This window comes from Shewanella khirikhana (assembly GCF_003957745.1).
In the GTDB taxonomy this organism is placed as follows: domain Bacteria; phylum Pseudomonadota; class Gammaproteobacteria; order Enterobacterales; family Shewanellaceae; genus Shewanella; species Shewanella khirikhana.
Window position 1 is genome coordinate 3,037,324 of the sequence record NZ_CP020373.1, and the last position, 15,327, is coordinate 3,052,650.

Consider the following 15,327-nt stretch of genomic DNA (forward strand, 5'->3'; position numbering starts at 1 on the left):
TTTTTAGCTTTACATAATTAAGTAAAGTATTTACCTTACAAATTAATTTAGAAACAAAAAACTTTACTAATAAGGAAGGACCCCATGAAACTCAGCATCATCAACGGCAGTCAGCGCAAAGGCTCACAAAGCGGCAGAGTGGCCGAATTTATCAAGACACAAAGACACAGCTTCAGCGATGTCGAGGTAATAGAACTGGCTGATTATTCGCTGCCGTTCTGGGATGGCGACAGCCGAGAGAGTAAGGGCGAAGACTGGGCCATCATCGAGGCCAAACTCAGTGCCAGCGATGCCTATGTTCTCATTACCCCCGAGTGGAGCGGCATGGCCACTCCCATGTTGAAACAACTGCTGATGAACGCCAGCGTCCCCGTGACTGGCCACAAACCGGCGCTGCTGGTGTCGGTTTCATCCAGCGTCAATGGAGTGTTCCCGCTGGCGGAGCTCATGGTAAGTGGCAATAAAAACAACAAGATGGTGTTTATCCCAGCCAATGTAATCGTCCGAAATGTCGAAGAGATGCTGCACCCAGTTGAAGGCAGCGCCCTGAGCAGCCGCGACAGCGCCATCCGTGAGCGCATCACTGAATCAGTGTCTTTACTTGGCCGCTACGCCGAGCTGTTAAAGCCACTGCAATCCTATCGCGACCCTTTTATCTACGGCATGTAATGGCAAGCAGCGCCATCGACCTGAGCGCTGAGTGAAAACACCGACTTAAGCGAAGCGACTTGAGCCAAACAAACCAGAAAAAAAGCCAGGGGAAGCAAAGATGAGACTGAATCAAATAACACTGAGTGTGACCGACATGGCGGCAGCGGTGGACTTCTATCTGGAGCTCGGCGCCATTCAAATCGTCGATACGCCCCACTATGCCCGCTTTATGTTGCCGGAAGGGGACAGCAGTTTTTCATTGCACCTATGCACCGAAAAGCCCGGCAGCGGCCACAGCCTGTATTTTGAGAGTGACCGACTGGATGACTGGGTTGCCGAGCTTAAAACCCGCGGTATCGCCTTTGACAGCGAGCCGGAAGATCAGCGCTGGCTGTGGCGTGAAGTCAACCTCAAAGACCCCAGCGGCAACCACATCAAGCTATACCACGCCGGTGACATGCGGCTGGATCCCCCCTGCCGGGTGACCAGGCGTAAACACTGACCAGGAACTATAAGCAATAAAACCGATACAAGGAGCGCACCATGGTACATCTGGAACACATCAATCTGGTCGTGCACGACCTGGAAAAGAGCCTCAGCTTCTACAAAGCCGCTTTCCCACATTGGCAGGTTAGGGGCGGCGGCGAAGGCAGCTGGTACGGCAAACCGCGCCAATGGCTGCACTTTGGCGATGACTATCAATATATTGCGTTGAATAACGACGGCGAAGGTGAAGCGCGGGATCTGACCGGCCACCAGCCTGGACTGGCGCACTTTGCCTTTGTGGTGGCCTCACTGGATGCCCTGATTGCCCGTCTGGACGCGGCTGGCTTTGCCATTGCCAAAGACGGCGCGCCGGATTCGGGCCGACGGAATGTTTACTTTATCGACCCGGATGGCATGGAAGTGGAATTTGTCGAATACCTCAGCGATGAGCCTGCAATCCGTAACCAGTACCCTCAATAAACACCGGGTCTGTGTCGCAGTGTTCGCCTTCGAGGAACAGGCCCACCGTGGTGTCGGCATTGGCATTGGCTTCATGCAGACTCTCGTGGGCAAATACGTTGAGGCGAAAGCGGGTATCTTCGGTGAGCGGTTCGATGCGGTAGAGCTTGCCGGGGTGGGTCATGGCTCTGTCTTTGGCGCTAAGGCGAACTTCAATGGTGGGTTCGCCGTCTTGCTCACGGTAGCCAAACCACAGCAGCTCGCCGTCCAACACCTCAATTTGACTGAAAAAACCCTGACGGGTTTTGTGTTGGCACAGCAGCAACTCGGGTACGTCGTTACCGCCGAACACCCGGGTCGAACCGAGCGGAATATAGTTTTTTGGTACCAATGCCATGAGTCCCGTCTCCGGTACAGCTGAATTAACCTTTCATTAAGCCTACAATGGGATCATTCCCGTCAGCATCCGAACTCAAGTAATCCTAATGCCTTCAAGTTTACACCACCAACACAGTTTTATCCTGAATCGCGCCCATTTTGAAGAGTGCTTTGATGAATCTGTTTCCACGGCACAAGGCTGGCAGCCCTATGTGAAAACCATCGGCTTTGCCCTGATGACCTTTGCCCTGCTGGCAAGCCCTGTTCCGACCTACCTCGGCTGGTTTTTTATGGGCCTGACTGTGGTGGAGTTTTTAAGTGTGCGCTATCGGCGCGCCTGGTGGTTGTGGCGCCAATTAATGAGCCGCGCTGCCAACAGTGATATCAAACTCACGATCACAGACACCAGCCTTATCACCGAATCCCTCGGCCAGCGCCGCGAGCTCAACTGGGATGCATTGGATGGTATCAGCCGTACCGAACGCGGCTACCTGTTACGTCAGGGTAAGGGGCGGCAGTATTTATCCCGCAGCGCCCTTTCCGATGAAGCCGCCGCCTTCCTTGAGCAGCGCTTCGGCCTTGGCAGCGACTCAGTTGAAGTCGCGGCAACTGGCCATTAAAAAGGCATCCACGTATTCACCACCGCGGAAGGCGTAGCCAATGGCCTCGCCTTCAATCACAAAGCCATGTCGTTTATACAACTTGATGGCAGCGTGATTATCGGTATAGACCTCAAGCTCGATGCGGCGTACCGCCAGCCAGTTGTGGGCCAGCTCCAACATGGCGGCAAGCAGCGCTGAGCCAACACCAATACCCTGAAACTCCTCGCTCACCGCCATGCCCATATTGGCCACGTGTTTACGCCGTGGGCGGCTGAACACTTCCATGCCCGCCTGCCCTACAACCTCTCCGTCGATTTCAGCCACCAGGCTGTAGCAGTTTTCAGGCAACTCACCCAGCCGTTTCTGCCAGCGCTCGAGCGAGGGAAACGGATGTTGCAGGGTGTTGGCAAAGCAACTTGGCTGACTGTAGATGGCACAAATGGCTTCAATATCCTGGCTGCCGCTGTGACGCACACTGATACGGCCATCGCTGGATTGATAAATTGGCGAGCCGTGTTCGCTCATAGCAAATAATTCCCTTTAAAATAAATAAATTACTATGCCAGTTCTTCCCAAGAGTTCGCAAGCGGACTTATCCCCAATCCAAGGCAAAAAAAACTGACCGATACTACGAAAATCTTGCGATTCCCAATATCGTTACTTGCTGTCACAATAGCGCCGCCTACGGGGAATTGTAAGGCTGCCGAGCGGCACCTTGGACCCGCACGGCTGTTATCCCAAAGGAACCCAACATGCGCACCCCCTCAGCAATCCTCACCCAAGCAGCCCTGGCTATGGCGCTTGCGGTCAGCTTTGCCGTATCCGCCGAAGAAGAACCCACCCTGGACCTGCCAGCAGCGCCCAGCGAAGATGTAAAACAAATCAAAGAGGTCTGTCTGGATCTCATCCTCGAACAGGAAGTGCCACGGGAAGAGCGGGACGAGTTTCTGCTGACCTGTGTTAACGATCAGCTGTTTGAGATGGGTTACCTGGCGGTGGAGGCTGGGGATTTAAAGTAAATCGCCTGCGCACTGAATAACAAACGGCCCCGAGGGGCCGTTTTTCATGGTTGTGTCACACTCTGGAGCCAAATCCTTGCAGTGCACGCCAAACGGCTGCTGGAGCCTCTTGGCATTAACGTGACAGCTTTAAGACTTGGGCTTAATTCCCAGTTCGCGCTGCGTCTCCATTCCCAGCGCAATCATGGGGCAGCTCTGCTTCTGGCCTGCGCTGAACTCAGCCTTATTGTGCCAGCCAAACCAGTTGCAGCCGATGAGGCTCTGGGCGACAGCGCCGCCAAGAGTGGTGCCCGGGCCCAAAATCATCACCCGGTCCGGGGCAAATTCTTTCACCGCCACCTGCACAGCTGCGGTGAAATCATAATGCTCGGTCACCTGATGCCCGAGGGTGTAATCCCACAGCTTGTCAGTGTCTGTGCTGTATGGGGTCCAAATGGCGCCACGGCCATCCACCATGGGGATCTTGGGTGCTTTAAAGAGGCCCTTTGGCAGTAAACTTTTGCCTTTGGCAGAGACCTCGGTTAACAGCGGCGAGTGGAAGGCGCCGTGGTTATAAAGCCGCATAGGGTAACGCTCATCGATTTTCGGCAGCCTCGCTTCGGCAAGTTTAAGCCCCGCCTCGTTGCCCGCCAGCACCCTGAAACCACCCAAATGAATCGAGGTGTACAGAGCGCAGCCCTCGGTGGCCTCGGCCTCATCAAGCAAGGCATCCAGCATTTGGGTCGCAGCCGGGTTCGTATGCCAGTTTTCATCCATCTCGGGATAAATCAGCTGCCCGCCAATTAAGCCATCCTGCATCATGGAGCCCATGGTATTAATGACCCCTATGGCACCTTCTTCATCCAGCGCCCCGGCACAGGCAAGGGCGATATACCAGCCCATGGAGTTGCCGGTCACCGCCACTATCTCGAAGCGGTCCCGGTCGATATCCATAAAGTCGGCCATGGCGCAGGCGTAAATAAGCGCCGAGGCATTTTCGCCCGGGGTATGCAGCTTGAAGGAGTACTTATCCATGGCATCGAGTTCGGCAATACTCTTTTGCCCCTCGTGGCGCCGAAAGGCATCGATACCTGCGATAAAGTCGCCCTTATCGGCGTGGAGGCGCTGAAGATACCCAAGCTCCTCTTTGTTGTAGCAGCCACGGCCGGGGGCTATCACTAACACTCTTTCTTTCGTTGTGCTCATGCCGATGCCTCCAGTCCAATCACCATGCCACCCTCTTCTCTGCTCCCCTGCACCAACTTGAGCGCGGCCGCCACTATGCTGTCCTTACTTGGCAGCGGCAAGGTGGCAGCATCCGCCAGCGGAATAAAGCAATCTTCGGCGTTAAGTCGCGCCACGGGCGGGCAGTCATCGCAAAGCCGTTCATGCAGCGCCGTGACTATCGCCTCAGAGACCGAGCCTGAGCGGCGACACTCATCCACCACCAGTACATGGCGGCAGTTGGCGGCAATATCACAAATGGCGGCCTCGTTGAGGGGCGCAAGGTACCTAAGGTCCACCAGGGTGCAATTGATACCCGCTTCGGCCAAGGTCTTTTCGGCCTGACGGCTTAAGTAATAACCATTGCCGTAGCTGATGATGCACAGATCCTTACCTTCGCCAAAGCGGCCTGGCTCGCCGAATGGCAATGGCGTGGCTTCCCGCTCCGGTACATATTCCGCCGCCCACAGGCTGTCGCCGGTCTCGTGCAGATCGCGGGTCATATAGAGCGCGATGGGCTCGAGGAATATCACCAGCCGCTGCTCTTCGCGGGCAAGACGCACGCATTCCCGCAGCATCCCCTGGGCATCGGCGCCATTGGATGGGCAGGCAAGGATAAGCCCGGGAATATCACGAAACACGGTGAAAGAGTTGTCGTTGTGGAAGTGACCGCCGAAACCCTTCTGATAAGCCAGCCCCGCGATGCGGATCACCATGGGATTGGTGTACTGGCCATTGGAGAAGAAAGGTAAGGTCGCCGCCTCGCCGCGAATCTGGTCTTCGGCATTATGTACATAGGCCAGAAACTGGATTTCGGGAATGGGCAGCAAGCCATTATGGGCCATGCCGGTGGCGAGCCCCAGAATAGAGGTTTCATCCAGCAGGGTGTTGATAACCCGGCTGGGGCCGAAGCGCTCCACCAACCGCGAGGTGACATGGTATACCCCGCCCTTCTTGCCAACGTCCTCACCACACACCACCACATTATCGTTACTCGCCATCAGCTCGGTAAGGGTCAGGTTAATCAGCTTACCCATGTGCACAGGTTTGCCGAGCGACTGCTTGTCGGCCGCAAAAAGACTCGCAAAGGCGTCATCTCCCAACGTCTTCACTGCGCGGGGATTGGCAAGCCTCGGCGGCACCACGCTTGCCATGGCATCAACCGCAGTTTTCAGTTTGGGACGGGTGGCAGCCACTCTGGCGATGGCGGCGATCCGGCCTTTAAGCTCCTGATACATCGCGAGGATTTGCTCTGCGCTCAACACACCTGCTTCTATCAGCATGGCGGCGCTGCGAAGCAAGGGATCCAGGGCTTCGTTTTCAAGGATTTTCGCTTTGGGAAGGTAAGCAATTTCGGCATCACTGCCGGCGTGGCCCATCAGGCGCACGGTGCGCACATGTAAAAACACCGGCTGGCGGTGGCTGCGACACCAATGGGCCGCCTCCTTGGCCACCTTGTAGGTGTCGAGCAAGTCCAGACCATCGCAGCAAAAATACTTAAGCCCGGGCCTTTGGCTGAAGTTGGCGCCAATCCAGCCCTTGGGAGTGGGGGTAGAAATGCCTATGCCGTTGTCTTCACAGACAAACATCAGCGGCATGGGAATATTCTGAAACGCCGCCCAGCAGGCCGCATTAATAGCGGTCTGGGCGCTGGCGTGGTTGGCCGAGGCATCGCCAAAGTTACACATGGCAATGGCATCAGGAGGCAAAGCCCCTTCAACACCCAGACGCTCGGTGAGCGGAATACTCAAGGCAACCCCCACCGCCTTGGGCAGGTGGGAAGCAATAGTCGAGGTTTGCGGCGGAATATTGAGTGACTTGCTGCCCAGCACCTTGTGGCGGCCGCCGGAGATAGGGTCTTCGCATGAGGCCGCAAACGAGAGCATCATATCCCACAGCACTGTCTCACTCGCCTCATGGCGGCTGCGCTCCACCATAAAGGCGCCGCTGCGGTAGTGCAGCAATGCCATGTCGCTGGTATTGAGCACAGCGGCAATGGCCGCGTTGCCCTCGTGGCCCGAAGAGCCGATGGTATAAAAGCCTTCGTTGCGGGCACGCATCCGCCGCGATTCCAAATCCAGCAGGCGGCTTTTTAATTGGGACTCAAAAATCCCCGCAAAGTCGGCATCACTGAGCCCGAGGCGGCGATGATCCCAGCCCTGGGTGTGTTCGAGAAAGGCCTCGATACGGCCACTTTCCAATGCTTCAATAAATTGCCGCTCAACGGCAATGGCCCTGTCTTCCATGCTTATCCCTCACTGAATGAACATCCCTCACTGAATGAACGAGACAAAAGCGGGGGCACCCGGCCCCCGTTTTCCCATCAGCAAAATGCCTGCAGATCTGTCTGGGCGCGGCCCAGGATCAGGGCATGGATGTCGTGGGTGCCCTCGTAGGTGTTCACCGCTTCGAGGTTCATCACATGGCGGATAACATGGAATTCATCGCTGATGCCGTTGCCGCCGTGCATATCGCGGGCGATGCGGGCAATGTCCAGCGCCTTGCCACAGGAGTTGCGTTTAATCAGTGAGATAGCCTCTACCGGCAGGGCATCGGCATCCATCAGGCGGCCAGCCTGCAGGCAGGCAAAGAGACCTGTGGCTATCTCGGTTTGCATATCGGCCAGTTTCTTCTGATACAGCTGATTGGCCGCCAGCGGTCGGTTGAACTGAATACGGTCCAGTCCATACTGACGGGCCGCATGCCAGCAAAATTCGGCGGCACCAAGGGCGCCCCAGGCGATGCCGTAACGCGCCTTGTTCAAACAGCCAAACGGGCCCTTAAGGCCTTCTACGTTTGGCAGCAGCGCATCTTCGCCCACTTCCACGTTGTCCATCACGATTTCACCCGTGATGGAGGCGCGCAGGGAGAACTTGCCCTCAATCTTGGGCGCCGACAGGCCCTTCATGCCCTTTTCGAGCACAAAGCCGCGGATGGCACCGTCAAGCTTGGCCCACACCACAAACACATCGGCAATGGGGGAATTGGTGATCCACATCTTGGCGCCGGTAATGCGATAGCCGCCATCAATGCGCTCGGCGCGGGTCTTCATGCCAGCGGGATCCGAGCCCACATCCGGCTCGGTCAGACCAAAGCAGCCCACCCACTCACCTGTTGCCAGCTTGGGCAGGTACTTGCGCCGCTGCGCTTCGGTGCCATAGGTGTAGATGGGGTGCATCACCAGGGACGACTGCACGCTCATGGCCGAGCGATAACCACTGTCGACCCGCTCGATTTCACGGGCCACCAGCCCGTAGCTCACATAATTGGCGTTGGCGCAGCCGTATTCTTCAGGCAGAGTCGCACCAAGCAGACCCAGTTCACCCAGCTCGTTCATGATTTCGCGGTCGAAATGCTCTTCACGGTTAGCCATCAGCACCCGCGCCATCAATTTGTCCTGGGCATACTCGTGCACCATATCGCGGATCATCCGCTCTTCTTCGGTCAGCAGGGAGTTAAAATTCAGCGGGTCTTGCCAGTCAAATTGCACGCGGGCCATAGGGTCGTCCTTTGTTATGTCTTGTTGTTTGCAGGCAGCTTGGATGGCCAATAGCTGAGGCCTCAGCGCCACTTGTGATTTGCACTAGCATAGGCATAATCAATCATTAGGAAAAATATTCTTTTTCTCTTACTCCCATAGCAATTTCCTATACCTTACGTGCAGGGAAAGATGAATCTTAAGGCTTTGAATTACTTCGTCGCCGTGCTCGAAAAAGGCAGTATCAGCGCTGCCGCCAAGCACTGCTACATCGCCCAGCCCTCGATTTCGGCGGCCATTGCTGCGCTGGAATCCGAGCTCGGTGTGCAGCTGTTTGCCCGCCACGGCAAGGGTGTCTCGGCCACAGATGCAGGCATGCGTCTGTATCCGCTCGCCAAGCGGCTGTTAAACGAGTCCAAAGCCATTCAGTCGCTGTTTTCCAAACCCGAAACCCAGGTGCCGTTTCGGCTGGGGCTTATCCGCTCCCTGGGCGTAAATCGAATGAGTATGCTGCTCAAAGACTTCACCGCCGCCTGTCCGGACATGGATTTAACCCTGGTGGAGCCCAGTGAAGAGTGCGATGGGCGCATCATCACCACCGCCGACTTGACCCCCAACGAAAGCTTTCAGGCCATGTGGCACGACACCTATTTACTGGCCATTCCCCCTTCCCTCAGCCTGGCGCTGAAAAACAGCATCCGACTCGAAGATTTACAGGGGCAACCCTTTATTCACAGAGCCCCCTGCGAGGCCCTGACAAGTCTGCAACAATTGCTGGATATGGAAGGGATAAAGATGCAGGTGCGGGCCCGTATTCAGACCATCGAATATGCGGTGGGTTTGGTGGCAGCCGGACTCGGCATTGCCCTGGTGCCTGCCATACCGGCGCTGCTGGATCAACAGGATATTGTGTTTCGGCCGCTGGCAGACATCGAACTTAAGCGCACTGTTGGGCTGGCGTTGCCCCTGGGCCGAGCACAAAGCGTGCAACAACGCCAGCTTTCCGTGCTTTGCAAGCTGTGCAATTAACCTGACAGTTACCGGATTAAGACACAGGTATCAATTTGCAACCGCCAAAGTTTAACCGCTGGTTTGGCTGAAATTAAATGATACTCTGTTGCCATAAATGTTAACGAGAAACCCGTGTCAGCCATTAAGATGAAGTCATTGTTTTACGGTTTAATATTGTCGGTTATCAGCCTCTCGCCATTGGCCGCGCGGGCCGAAATGGTGTGCGACGACACCACCGACTGTATCACCACAGGCAGTTGGGATTTGGGCATTGCCTTCGGCTATGGCCAGAAAACCAATCCGCTCAAGGATTACAAAGACATCCCCATCTATGTGCTGCCCACTATCGCCTATTACGGTGATAACTGGTTTTTCGACAATGGCGCTGTGGGTTACACCCTTACCGAGCAGGAACGCTTCACTGTGAATCTGGTGACCGGCTTTTCCAGTGACCGCGCCTTCTTCTACCGCTGGGATCCATCCAATATCTTCCTTGCCGGCAGCTCACGCTCGTTTCAGCAAATACCTATGTCTGCCATGCCAATGCAGGCCAGCAGCGAGCCGCCAAAAATCGGTGAGCTGGAGTCACGCCACTTTACTTACCTTGGCGGAATAGAGGCCTATGTGTACAACCGCTTCGGCACCTGGCGACTCGCGCTTTTGCATGATCTATTCGATGTGCACGACGGCATGGAAGGCCAGGTAAAGTGGAACTACCATCTGGGGCATAAAAACTTAAGCCTTGATTTTGCAGTATTCTTTGACTGGAAAAGCCAAGAAGTTGTGAGCTACTACTATGGCGTACGGCCATCGGAAAGTGCATACTGGAGCGACAAATACCGGGCAGAAAACGGCTGGAACCGCGGTGCGGAACTCACGGCCCGGTACCATCTGACGCCTGAATGGGAACTACTGATGACAGCCCGCTACACCCGATTTGCCGACACCATCGCGGCCAGCCCGCTGCTCGATGAAGACGACAGCTACGCCTACCTGATTGGTGCCGCATACAGGTTCTAGCGCCTTTGAAATCCTATGGTCGCCTGCTGTTTTTATTGCCACTGTTAAGCCCACCCGGCCTGGCAGCGACCAAAGACGCCGATAAAAAGTCCAGCAGCCTGGAACTGACCCCCAGCCTGTGCCTGTTCAATCCTCAGTCCGAGCGCTGTGACATTCGGGTCACCCTCACCTGGTTGTCCAAACAGCCGGTGTGCATCGAAGTGGATTTGCCTCAGCTGCAACGCTGGTGCATTAAGGACGAGCAACAAGACTCGCTGACGTTGGATATCAGCACAGACAAAGACGTGCATTTTGTGATGCGCGATCAACAGAGTAATCAGCCGCTCGCCGACGCGGTACTCAGAGTCAAACCCCTGAGCGAACCCCAAACCCGGCGGCGCTTTCGTAACCCATGGAGTATCTTCTGATGACGACACAAGCACCACACCGAGTTTTGCTGGTTGAAGATGATGTGCGCCTTGCCAATCTTATCGTGGATTACCTCAAGGCCAACGGCATGCATGTGGAGCTGGAGCGCCGCGGCGATACCGTACTGACCCGCCTGCTGAACTACAAGCCGGATATCATTCTGCTGGACATTATGCTGCCCGGCATGGACGGTCTGACCCTGATTGAAAAGCTGCCCGACTACTTCGCTGGCCCCATTCTGCTGATGAGCGCCCTGGGCTCCAACGAAGACCAGATCAAGGGGCTGGAACTTGGCGCCGACGACTATGTTGTCAAGCCAGTCGACCCGGCGCTGCTGGTTGCCCGTATCAACAACCTGCTGCGCCGCCACAGCGCGCCGCCCAAGCAGGAAACCCATTGCCTCACCTTCGGCAAACTCAGTATCGATCCGCACACCCAGACTATTCGCCTGGGCGAGAAAGAAGTGGATTTGACTAGCCATGAGTTTGAGCTGCTGTGGCTGCTTGCCTCCCAGGCCGGTCAGGTGCTGAGCCGTCAGTACATCTACCATTACCTGCTCAATATCGACTTCGATGGTAAAGACCGCAAGATAGACGTGCGCATCTCGCGCCTGCGTAAAAAGCTCGACGACAATCTGGAAACCCCTTTCAGGATCAAAACCGTGTGGGGTCAGGGCTATCTGTTTGCCCCCGAGGCCTGGACCAACTGAGTCGTGAAACGCCTCTTCCTCAGCCTGTATCTGCTCCTGTGTCTGTCTATCCTCGGGATAGGCTGGACACTGGACAGCCTCTGGCACCACAACGTGGACGACACCACGGCTGAGGACGCCCCCTTCCTGGCGCTGGCACAAATTCTGGCGGATATGCCGCCGGCCGAGCGCGCCCATCACCTGAAACTCCTCGACGACGATAAAGCCCTGCCACTGACACTGGTGGATGCCAGCCAGGTGGCGCTGTCGAGCAATACTCCCCTTGGCAGCGACAAAGTCTTTACCATAGCGCTGGATGACAACAAGGAGATGCGGCTGGTGCGCATTGGTGAGCAGGTGCTGATGGCAGGCCCGCTGGAGATAGATCCGCGGGAAGATCTTCGTGGCCTCTTTACCCTGTTTTTCTATCTGATGCTTGCCGGGGTGGCACTGATTTGGGTCTGGCCGCTGTCGCGGGATATCCGCATTCTGCGGGAAGCCACCGAGGCCTTTGGCCGTGCCAAATGGGATACCCGTATCGCCCTTTCCAGCCGCTCTCAGGTGGCCAGTCTTGCCGACACCTTCAACGAAATGGCGCGCCATATCAGCGCCCTAATCGATAATCAAAAGCACCTGACCAATGCCGTGTCCCACGAAATCCGCACCCCGCTGGCGAGGCTGAAGTTTGCCCTGGCGCTGATGCCCACCTACTGCGGCGAAGGCAGCGACGAAGACAAACGCAATGCCTTTCTTGCGGATATGCAGATGGATATCAAAGAGATGGAGCAGCTGCTTTCCGAACTGCTCACCTTTGCCAGCCTGGAGGCTCCAAGGGAAGAGCTGGAATTTGAGCGCACCAATTTATCGGCGCTGACCCGCCAGACAGTGGAACGGCTTAAAACCCTTGCCGATACGCCCATTGAGCTGCAATTGCCCACTGAGGATGCCACAGCCCCTGCCGACCCATCGCTGATTGAGCGGGCGCTGCAAAACCTTATCACCAACGCCCAGCGCTTCGCCCAGAGTCGTATTCTGGTTGGGCTTGAGCGTCATCAGGGCCGGTGGTATCTGTGGGTGGAAGACGATGGCGAGGGGATCCCGGACCAGGATCAGGGCAGAATTTTTGAACCTTTCTACCGGGTCAGCAGTGCCCAGAATGGCAACAAGGGCCATGGTCTGGGGCTGGCGATTATCAAACGCATCATGCAGCGCCATAAAGGAAGCGTGGAGCTTGAAAGCAAGCCCGGCAAAACCCGCTTTACCCTTATCTTACCCACCAAGCCTTAATGGCGGCCAGGCTGAGGCTGACGTTGAAGCTGAGACTGAAGCTGAGATTAGGCTGGAACTGAAGTTAGTGTGGGGCATTAAGGTACAACAACGGCGGCTTAATCGAGACTGAAATCGCCCAAATCGAGCTCGGGCTCATCCTTAGCGTCATCATCCAGTGCCAGGCTGGCGTTGGCGGCGCTGCGTTCGGCCTGTAAGGCTTCCTGCTTTGCCTTGTAAAGCGCGTAGGCGCGGCGGCGTTTGCGGTCTTTGCACAGGCGGATCACTTCGGTCTTTTGCGCATCCGACATTTGTTGCCAGTTAAAACGCTCGTCCCTGCTTCGAAAGCAGCCCAGGCAATAGCCACGGTTGTCACTCTGACACACGTTAATACAAGGGCTTGGAATTTCGAAAAAAACTAATTGTTCCATGGACAAAGGCGAAGATTAGCGTATCCGCTAGGTATAACATCAATCCCTTAAAAAGGCGAAATAATCTACAACCCAAGACTTGCCAGCATCCGCCCCAAGGCGCAGAGTAGGAAAAAACCAGGGAGACGGCCCATGAAAAAAAGCTTACTGATTTTATTGTCTTTGCTGCTTACCGCCTGCCAGAGCAGCCCCACCACCGACTACGACCCCAAAGTGAACTTTGGCGCAATGAAAACCTTCGCCCTGCTGTCGCCGCCCCAAACCACAGACCCCCTCAGTTCCGAGCGCATTCGTACTTCGGTGGAACAAAGCCTGCTGGCCAAGGGCTTCAGCGAAAGTGCCACCCCCGACTTCAAGGTAACCTGGGCATTTGAAACCGGCAGCAAGCCATCAGGCTCAGGGCTGTCCATTGGCCTAGGCAGCGGCTCATGGGGCCGCTCCGGCGGCGTAAGCGTAGGCACCAGCGTTGGCATTCCACTTGGCGGCGATAAGCTGTATCAGGTTATCCAGATTGATGTACTGAGCAGCGGCGCCGATAAACTCTTGTGGCGTGGCAGTGATGGCTTTGAATTCAGTGAAGGCGGCGATGATAAGGCCGATGCCACCCGGGCAACCGTCGATAAAATCCTGGCGCTGTTTCCGCCCAAATAGCCAACGCCTCGGATAACCAAACAGAAAAGCCACCTCTAGGGTGGCTTTTTTGTTTGGTGCTATTCGTCCTGATGGGCGTTTACAGTGCGCCCTCGGGCCCAGGCTTTAAGGGCGAGGATTTTCTCCCGCATCACCACCGACAAAGGCCGGGTACGGGACAACTCTTCAAGGATAATGGCCTGATCCACAGGTTGCTGACGACTGGCCGCAGCATAAATGGCAGAAATCACGCCTTGTTCAATCTCGGCGCCACTGAAGCCATGGCTTGAGCGCGACAGCAGCCCCAAATCCATGTTGGTGACATCCACTCCACGTTTCTTGCAGTGAATAAGGAATATCGCCTTACGGATTTCTTCATCGGGCAGATCCACAAAGAAGATTTCATCCAGACGGCCCTTACGCATCAGCTCAGGCGGCAGCGCCTGGATGTCGTTGGCGGTGGCCACCAGAAACACATCGCTCTTGCGCTCGGCCATCCAGGTCAGCAGCGCCCCAAGGATACGCTGTGAGGTGCCTTCATCACTGCTGCCGCCGCTGATCCCTTTCTCGATTTCATCAATCCACAATACACAGGGCGCCATCAAATCGGCCAGCTCCAGCGCCTGACGCAGGTTCTTTTCGGTTTCGCCTATGTACTTGTTGTACAGCGCGCCCATATCGAGCCTAAGCAGCGGTCGCTGCCACACACCCGCCACGGCCTTGGCGGCCAGACTCTTACCACTGCCCTGCACCCCAAGCAGCATGATGCCCTTGGGCGGCGGCGCGCTGGCATCTCTGCCCGCCGGAGCGCGGGCCTTAAGCCATTCTTTGAGGTTATGCAGTCCGGCGATATCGGCGAAGCTGCTGGTATCGTATTCGTATCTGAGCACACCATCCATGTCCATCAGGCGGAACTTGGCCTGATTCACCCGCTCCACATCGTCGCTGGTGATGGCACCATCGTCCACTATGGCTTTATGGATAAGCCTGCGGGCATCATCGAAGGTTACGCCGCGCAGATTATCGGCAAGGCGGGTCACTGCCGCTTCATCGACGCTGAGGGGAATGCCCTGACGGCGCACCTTGTCTATCTCTTCAACAATCAGGTTTTCGAGCTGGTTCTTGCTCGGCAATGACAGCCGGAAATGGGCACAGTAACGGCGGATTTCCGGCGGAATATCAAAAGCATGACTTACCAGCACCAAGGTATGTTTCAGGGCGTCGTACTCAAGCGCAATTTCTTTCAGCAAACGCACATTGCGCGGCGCATCCTGCACAAAAGGATGGAAGTCGCACAGCACATAAATGCCCTGTTGTTGGGTGGCTTTAATTTGCCCGAGCAGATCGCCGGGATCGGCATTGAACTTCTGCGTGCCCATGTCTTTATCGACCCGCGACAGGCCACTGGTAATCGACCAGGTAAACAGCGGCTGATACAGGGTGGCAGCAACCCGTTTGAGCAGCTCAATCACCCGATACTCTTCATAGGTTTCAATCACCACTATGGGTGTGTTCGACCGTAAAACTGCTGTTAAATCCTGTACATCCTGCATCTGCTTTTATCCGTTCAATAAAAAGGGGGCTCAGCGAGCCCCAC

The 15,327-nt window shown here is 55.9% G+C and carries 18 protein-coding genes; 11 read left to right on the forward strand and 7 right to left on the reverse strand.

What is annotated here, in order from left to right:
- Positions 1 to 84 precede the first annotated feature (84 nt).
- The 3 genes from STH12_RS13265 (at position 85) to STH12_RS13275 (ending at position 1,617) form a co-directional block, all read left to right on the forward strand.
- Positions 85 to 669 carry an NADPH-dependent FMN reductase gene (locus tag STH12_RS13265; protein WP_126167973.1) on the forward strand — a complete coding sequence of 195 codons (585 nt, stop codon included), beginning with the start codon at positions 85 to 87 and terminating at the stop codon, positions 667 to 669.
- 100 nt (positions 670 to 769) lie between these two features.
- Positions 770 to 1,153, forward strand: coding sequence for a VOC family protein (locus tag STH12_RS13270; RefSeq protein ID WP_126167974.1), 384 nt, complete (start codon positions 770 to 772; stop codon positions 1,151 to 1,153).
- Positions 1,154 to 1,194: 41 nt separating this feature from the next.
- Positions 1,195 to 1,617, forward strand: a complete 423-nt coding sequence (locus tag STH12_RS13275) for a VOC family protein (RefSeq protein ID WP_126167975.1) — start codon at positions 1,195 to 1,197, stop codon at positions 1,615 to 1,617.
- On the opposite strand, the gene STH12_RS13280 is transcribed toward STH12_RS13275, so the two are convergent.
- Entirely contained in the window at positions 1,577 to 1,993 is a 417-nt protein-coding gene (locus STH12_RS13280) for a TehB-like domain-containing protein (RefSeq protein WP_126167976.1), read from the reverse strand. The two genes, STH12_RS13275 and STH12_RS13280, sit on opposite strands and share 41 nt — an antisense overlap.
- 88 nt (positions 1,994 to 2,081) lie before the next feature.
- Here STH12_RS13280 and STH12_RS13285 point away from each other — a divergent pair, with 88 nt between their 5' ends.
- Positions 2,082 to 2,594, forward strand: a complete 513-nt coding sequence (locus STH12_RS13285; RefSeq protein ID WP_126167977.1) for a YcxB family protein — start codon at positions 2,082 to 2,084, stop codon at positions 2,592 to 2,594.
- On the opposite strand, the gene STH12_RS13290 is transcribed toward STH12_RS13285, so the two are convergent.
- Positions 2,565 to 3,101: a GNAT family N-acetyltransferase gene (locus tag STH12_RS13290; RefSeq protein ID WP_126167978.1), complete on the reverse strand. Its 537-nt coding sequence runs from the start codon at positions 3,099 to 3,101 to the stop codon at positions 2,565 to 2,567. The two genes, STH12_RS13285 and STH12_RS13290, sit on opposite strands and share 30 nt — an antisense overlap.
- Before the next feature lie 227 nt (positions 3,102 to 3,328).
- Between STH12_RS13290 and STH12_RS13295 the strand changes: the two genes are divergently transcribed.
- Positions 3,329 to 3,595, forward strand: a complete 267-nt coding sequence (locus tag STH12_RS13295) for a hypothetical protein (RefSeq protein WP_126167979.1) — start codon at positions 3,329 to 3,331, stop codon at positions 3,593 to 3,595.
- Between the two features lie 129 nt (positions 3,596 to 3,724).
- On the opposite strand, the gene STH12_RS13300 is transcribed toward STH12_RS13295, so the two are convergent.
- From STH12_RS13300 to STH12_RS13310, 3 genes are all read right to left on the reverse strand, one after another.
- Positions 3,725 to 4,780 carry an ACP S-malonyltransferase gene (locus STH12_RS13300; RefSeq protein ID WP_164551209.1) on the reverse strand — a complete coding sequence of 352 codons (1,056 nt, stop codon included), beginning with the start codon at positions 4,778 to 4,780 and terminating at the stop codon, positions 3,725 to 3,727.
- Positions 4,777 to 7,044 carry a dehydrogenase E1 component subunit alpha/beta gene (locus STH12_RS13305; RefSeq protein WP_126167981.1) on the reverse strand — a complete coding sequence of 756 codons (2,268 nt, stop codon included), beginning with the start codon at positions 7,042 to 7,044 and terminating at the stop codon, positions 4,777 to 4,779. The genes STH12_RS13300 and STH12_RS13305 overlap by 4 nt, the downstream gene beginning before the upstream one ends.
- A 77-nt stretch (positions 7,045 to 7,121) precedes the next feature.
- Entirely contained in the window at positions 7,122 to 8,297 is a 1,176-nt protein-coding gene (locus tag STH12_RS13310; protein ID WP_126167982.1) for an acyl-CoA dehydrogenase, read from the reverse strand.
- Between the two features lie 171 nt (positions 8,298 to 8,468).
- Between STH12_RS13310 and STH12_RS13315 the strand changes: the two genes are divergently transcribed.
- The 5 genes from STH12_RS13315 to STH12_RS13335 all read left to right on the forward strand — a co-directional run bounded on the left by STH12_RS13315 (position 8,469) and on the right by STH12_RS13335 (position 12,690).
- Positions 8,469 to 9,305 carry a LysR family transcriptional regulator gene (locus tag STH12_RS13315; protein WP_126167983.1) on the forward strand — a complete coding sequence of 279 codons (837 nt, stop codon included), beginning with the start codon at positions 8,469 to 8,471 and terminating at the stop codon, positions 9,303 to 9,305.
- 129 nt (positions 9,306 to 9,434) lie between these two features.
- Positions 9,435 to 10,307 carry a MipA/OmpV family protein gene (locus tag STH12_RS13320; protein ID WP_126169523.1) on the forward strand — a complete coding sequence of 291 codons (873 nt, stop codon included), beginning with the start codon at positions 9,435 to 9,437 and terminating at the stop codon, positions 10,305 to 10,307.
- A 5-nt stretch (positions 10,308 to 10,312) separates the two neighbouring features.
- The gene (locus STH12_RS13325) at positions 10,313 to 10,714 is read left to right on the forward strand and encodes a DUF3019 domain-containing protein (protein WP_164551210.1); all 402 of its coding nucleotides are present in this window, start codon (positions 10,313 to 10,315) and stop codon (positions 10,712 to 10,714) included.
- Complete coding sequence (locus STH12_RS13330; RefSeq protein ID WP_418856580.1) at positions 10,714 to 11,424, forward strand: response regulator; 711 nt, start codon at positions 10,714 to 10,716, stop codon at positions 11,422 to 11,424. Before STH12_RS13325 ends, STH12_RS13330 begins: the two co-directional genes overlap by 1 nt.
- Positions 11,425 to 11,427: 3 nt before the next feature.
- Positions 11,428 to 12,690 carry a sensor histidine kinase gene (locus STH12_RS13335; RefSeq protein WP_126167985.1) on the forward strand — a complete coding sequence of 421 codons (1,263 nt, stop codon included), beginning with the start codon at positions 11,428 to 11,430 and terminating at the stop codon, positions 12,688 to 12,690.
- A gap of 98 nt (positions 12,691 to 12,788) precedes the next feature.
- Here the strand turns inward: STH12_RS13335 and STH12_RS13340 are convergent, their stop codons facing one another.
- Complete coding sequence (locus tag STH12_RS13340; protein WP_126167986.1) at positions 12,789 to 13,100, reverse strand: DUF1289 domain-containing protein; 312 nt, start codon at positions 13,098 to 13,100, stop codon at positions 12,789 to 12,791.
- Positions 13,101 to 13,232: 132 nt separating this feature from the next.
- On the opposite strand from STH12_RS13340, the gene STH12_RS13345 reads away from it, so the two are divergent.
- Positions 13,233 to 13,751, forward strand: a complete 519-nt coding sequence (locus STH12_RS13345; RefSeq protein ID WP_126167987.1) for a DUF4136 domain-containing protein — start codon at positions 13,233 to 13,235, stop codon at positions 13,749 to 13,751.
- Between the two features lie 59 nt (positions 13,752 to 13,810).
- On the opposite strand, the gene STH12_RS13350 is transcribed toward STH12_RS13345, so the two are convergent.
- Positions 13,811 to 15,283, reverse strand: a complete 1,473-nt coding sequence (locus STH12_RS13350) for an AAA family ATPase (RefSeq protein ID WP_126167988.1) — start codon at positions 15,281 to 15,283, stop codon at positions 13,811 to 13,813.
- Positions 15,284 to 15,327: the final 44 nt, after the last annotated feature.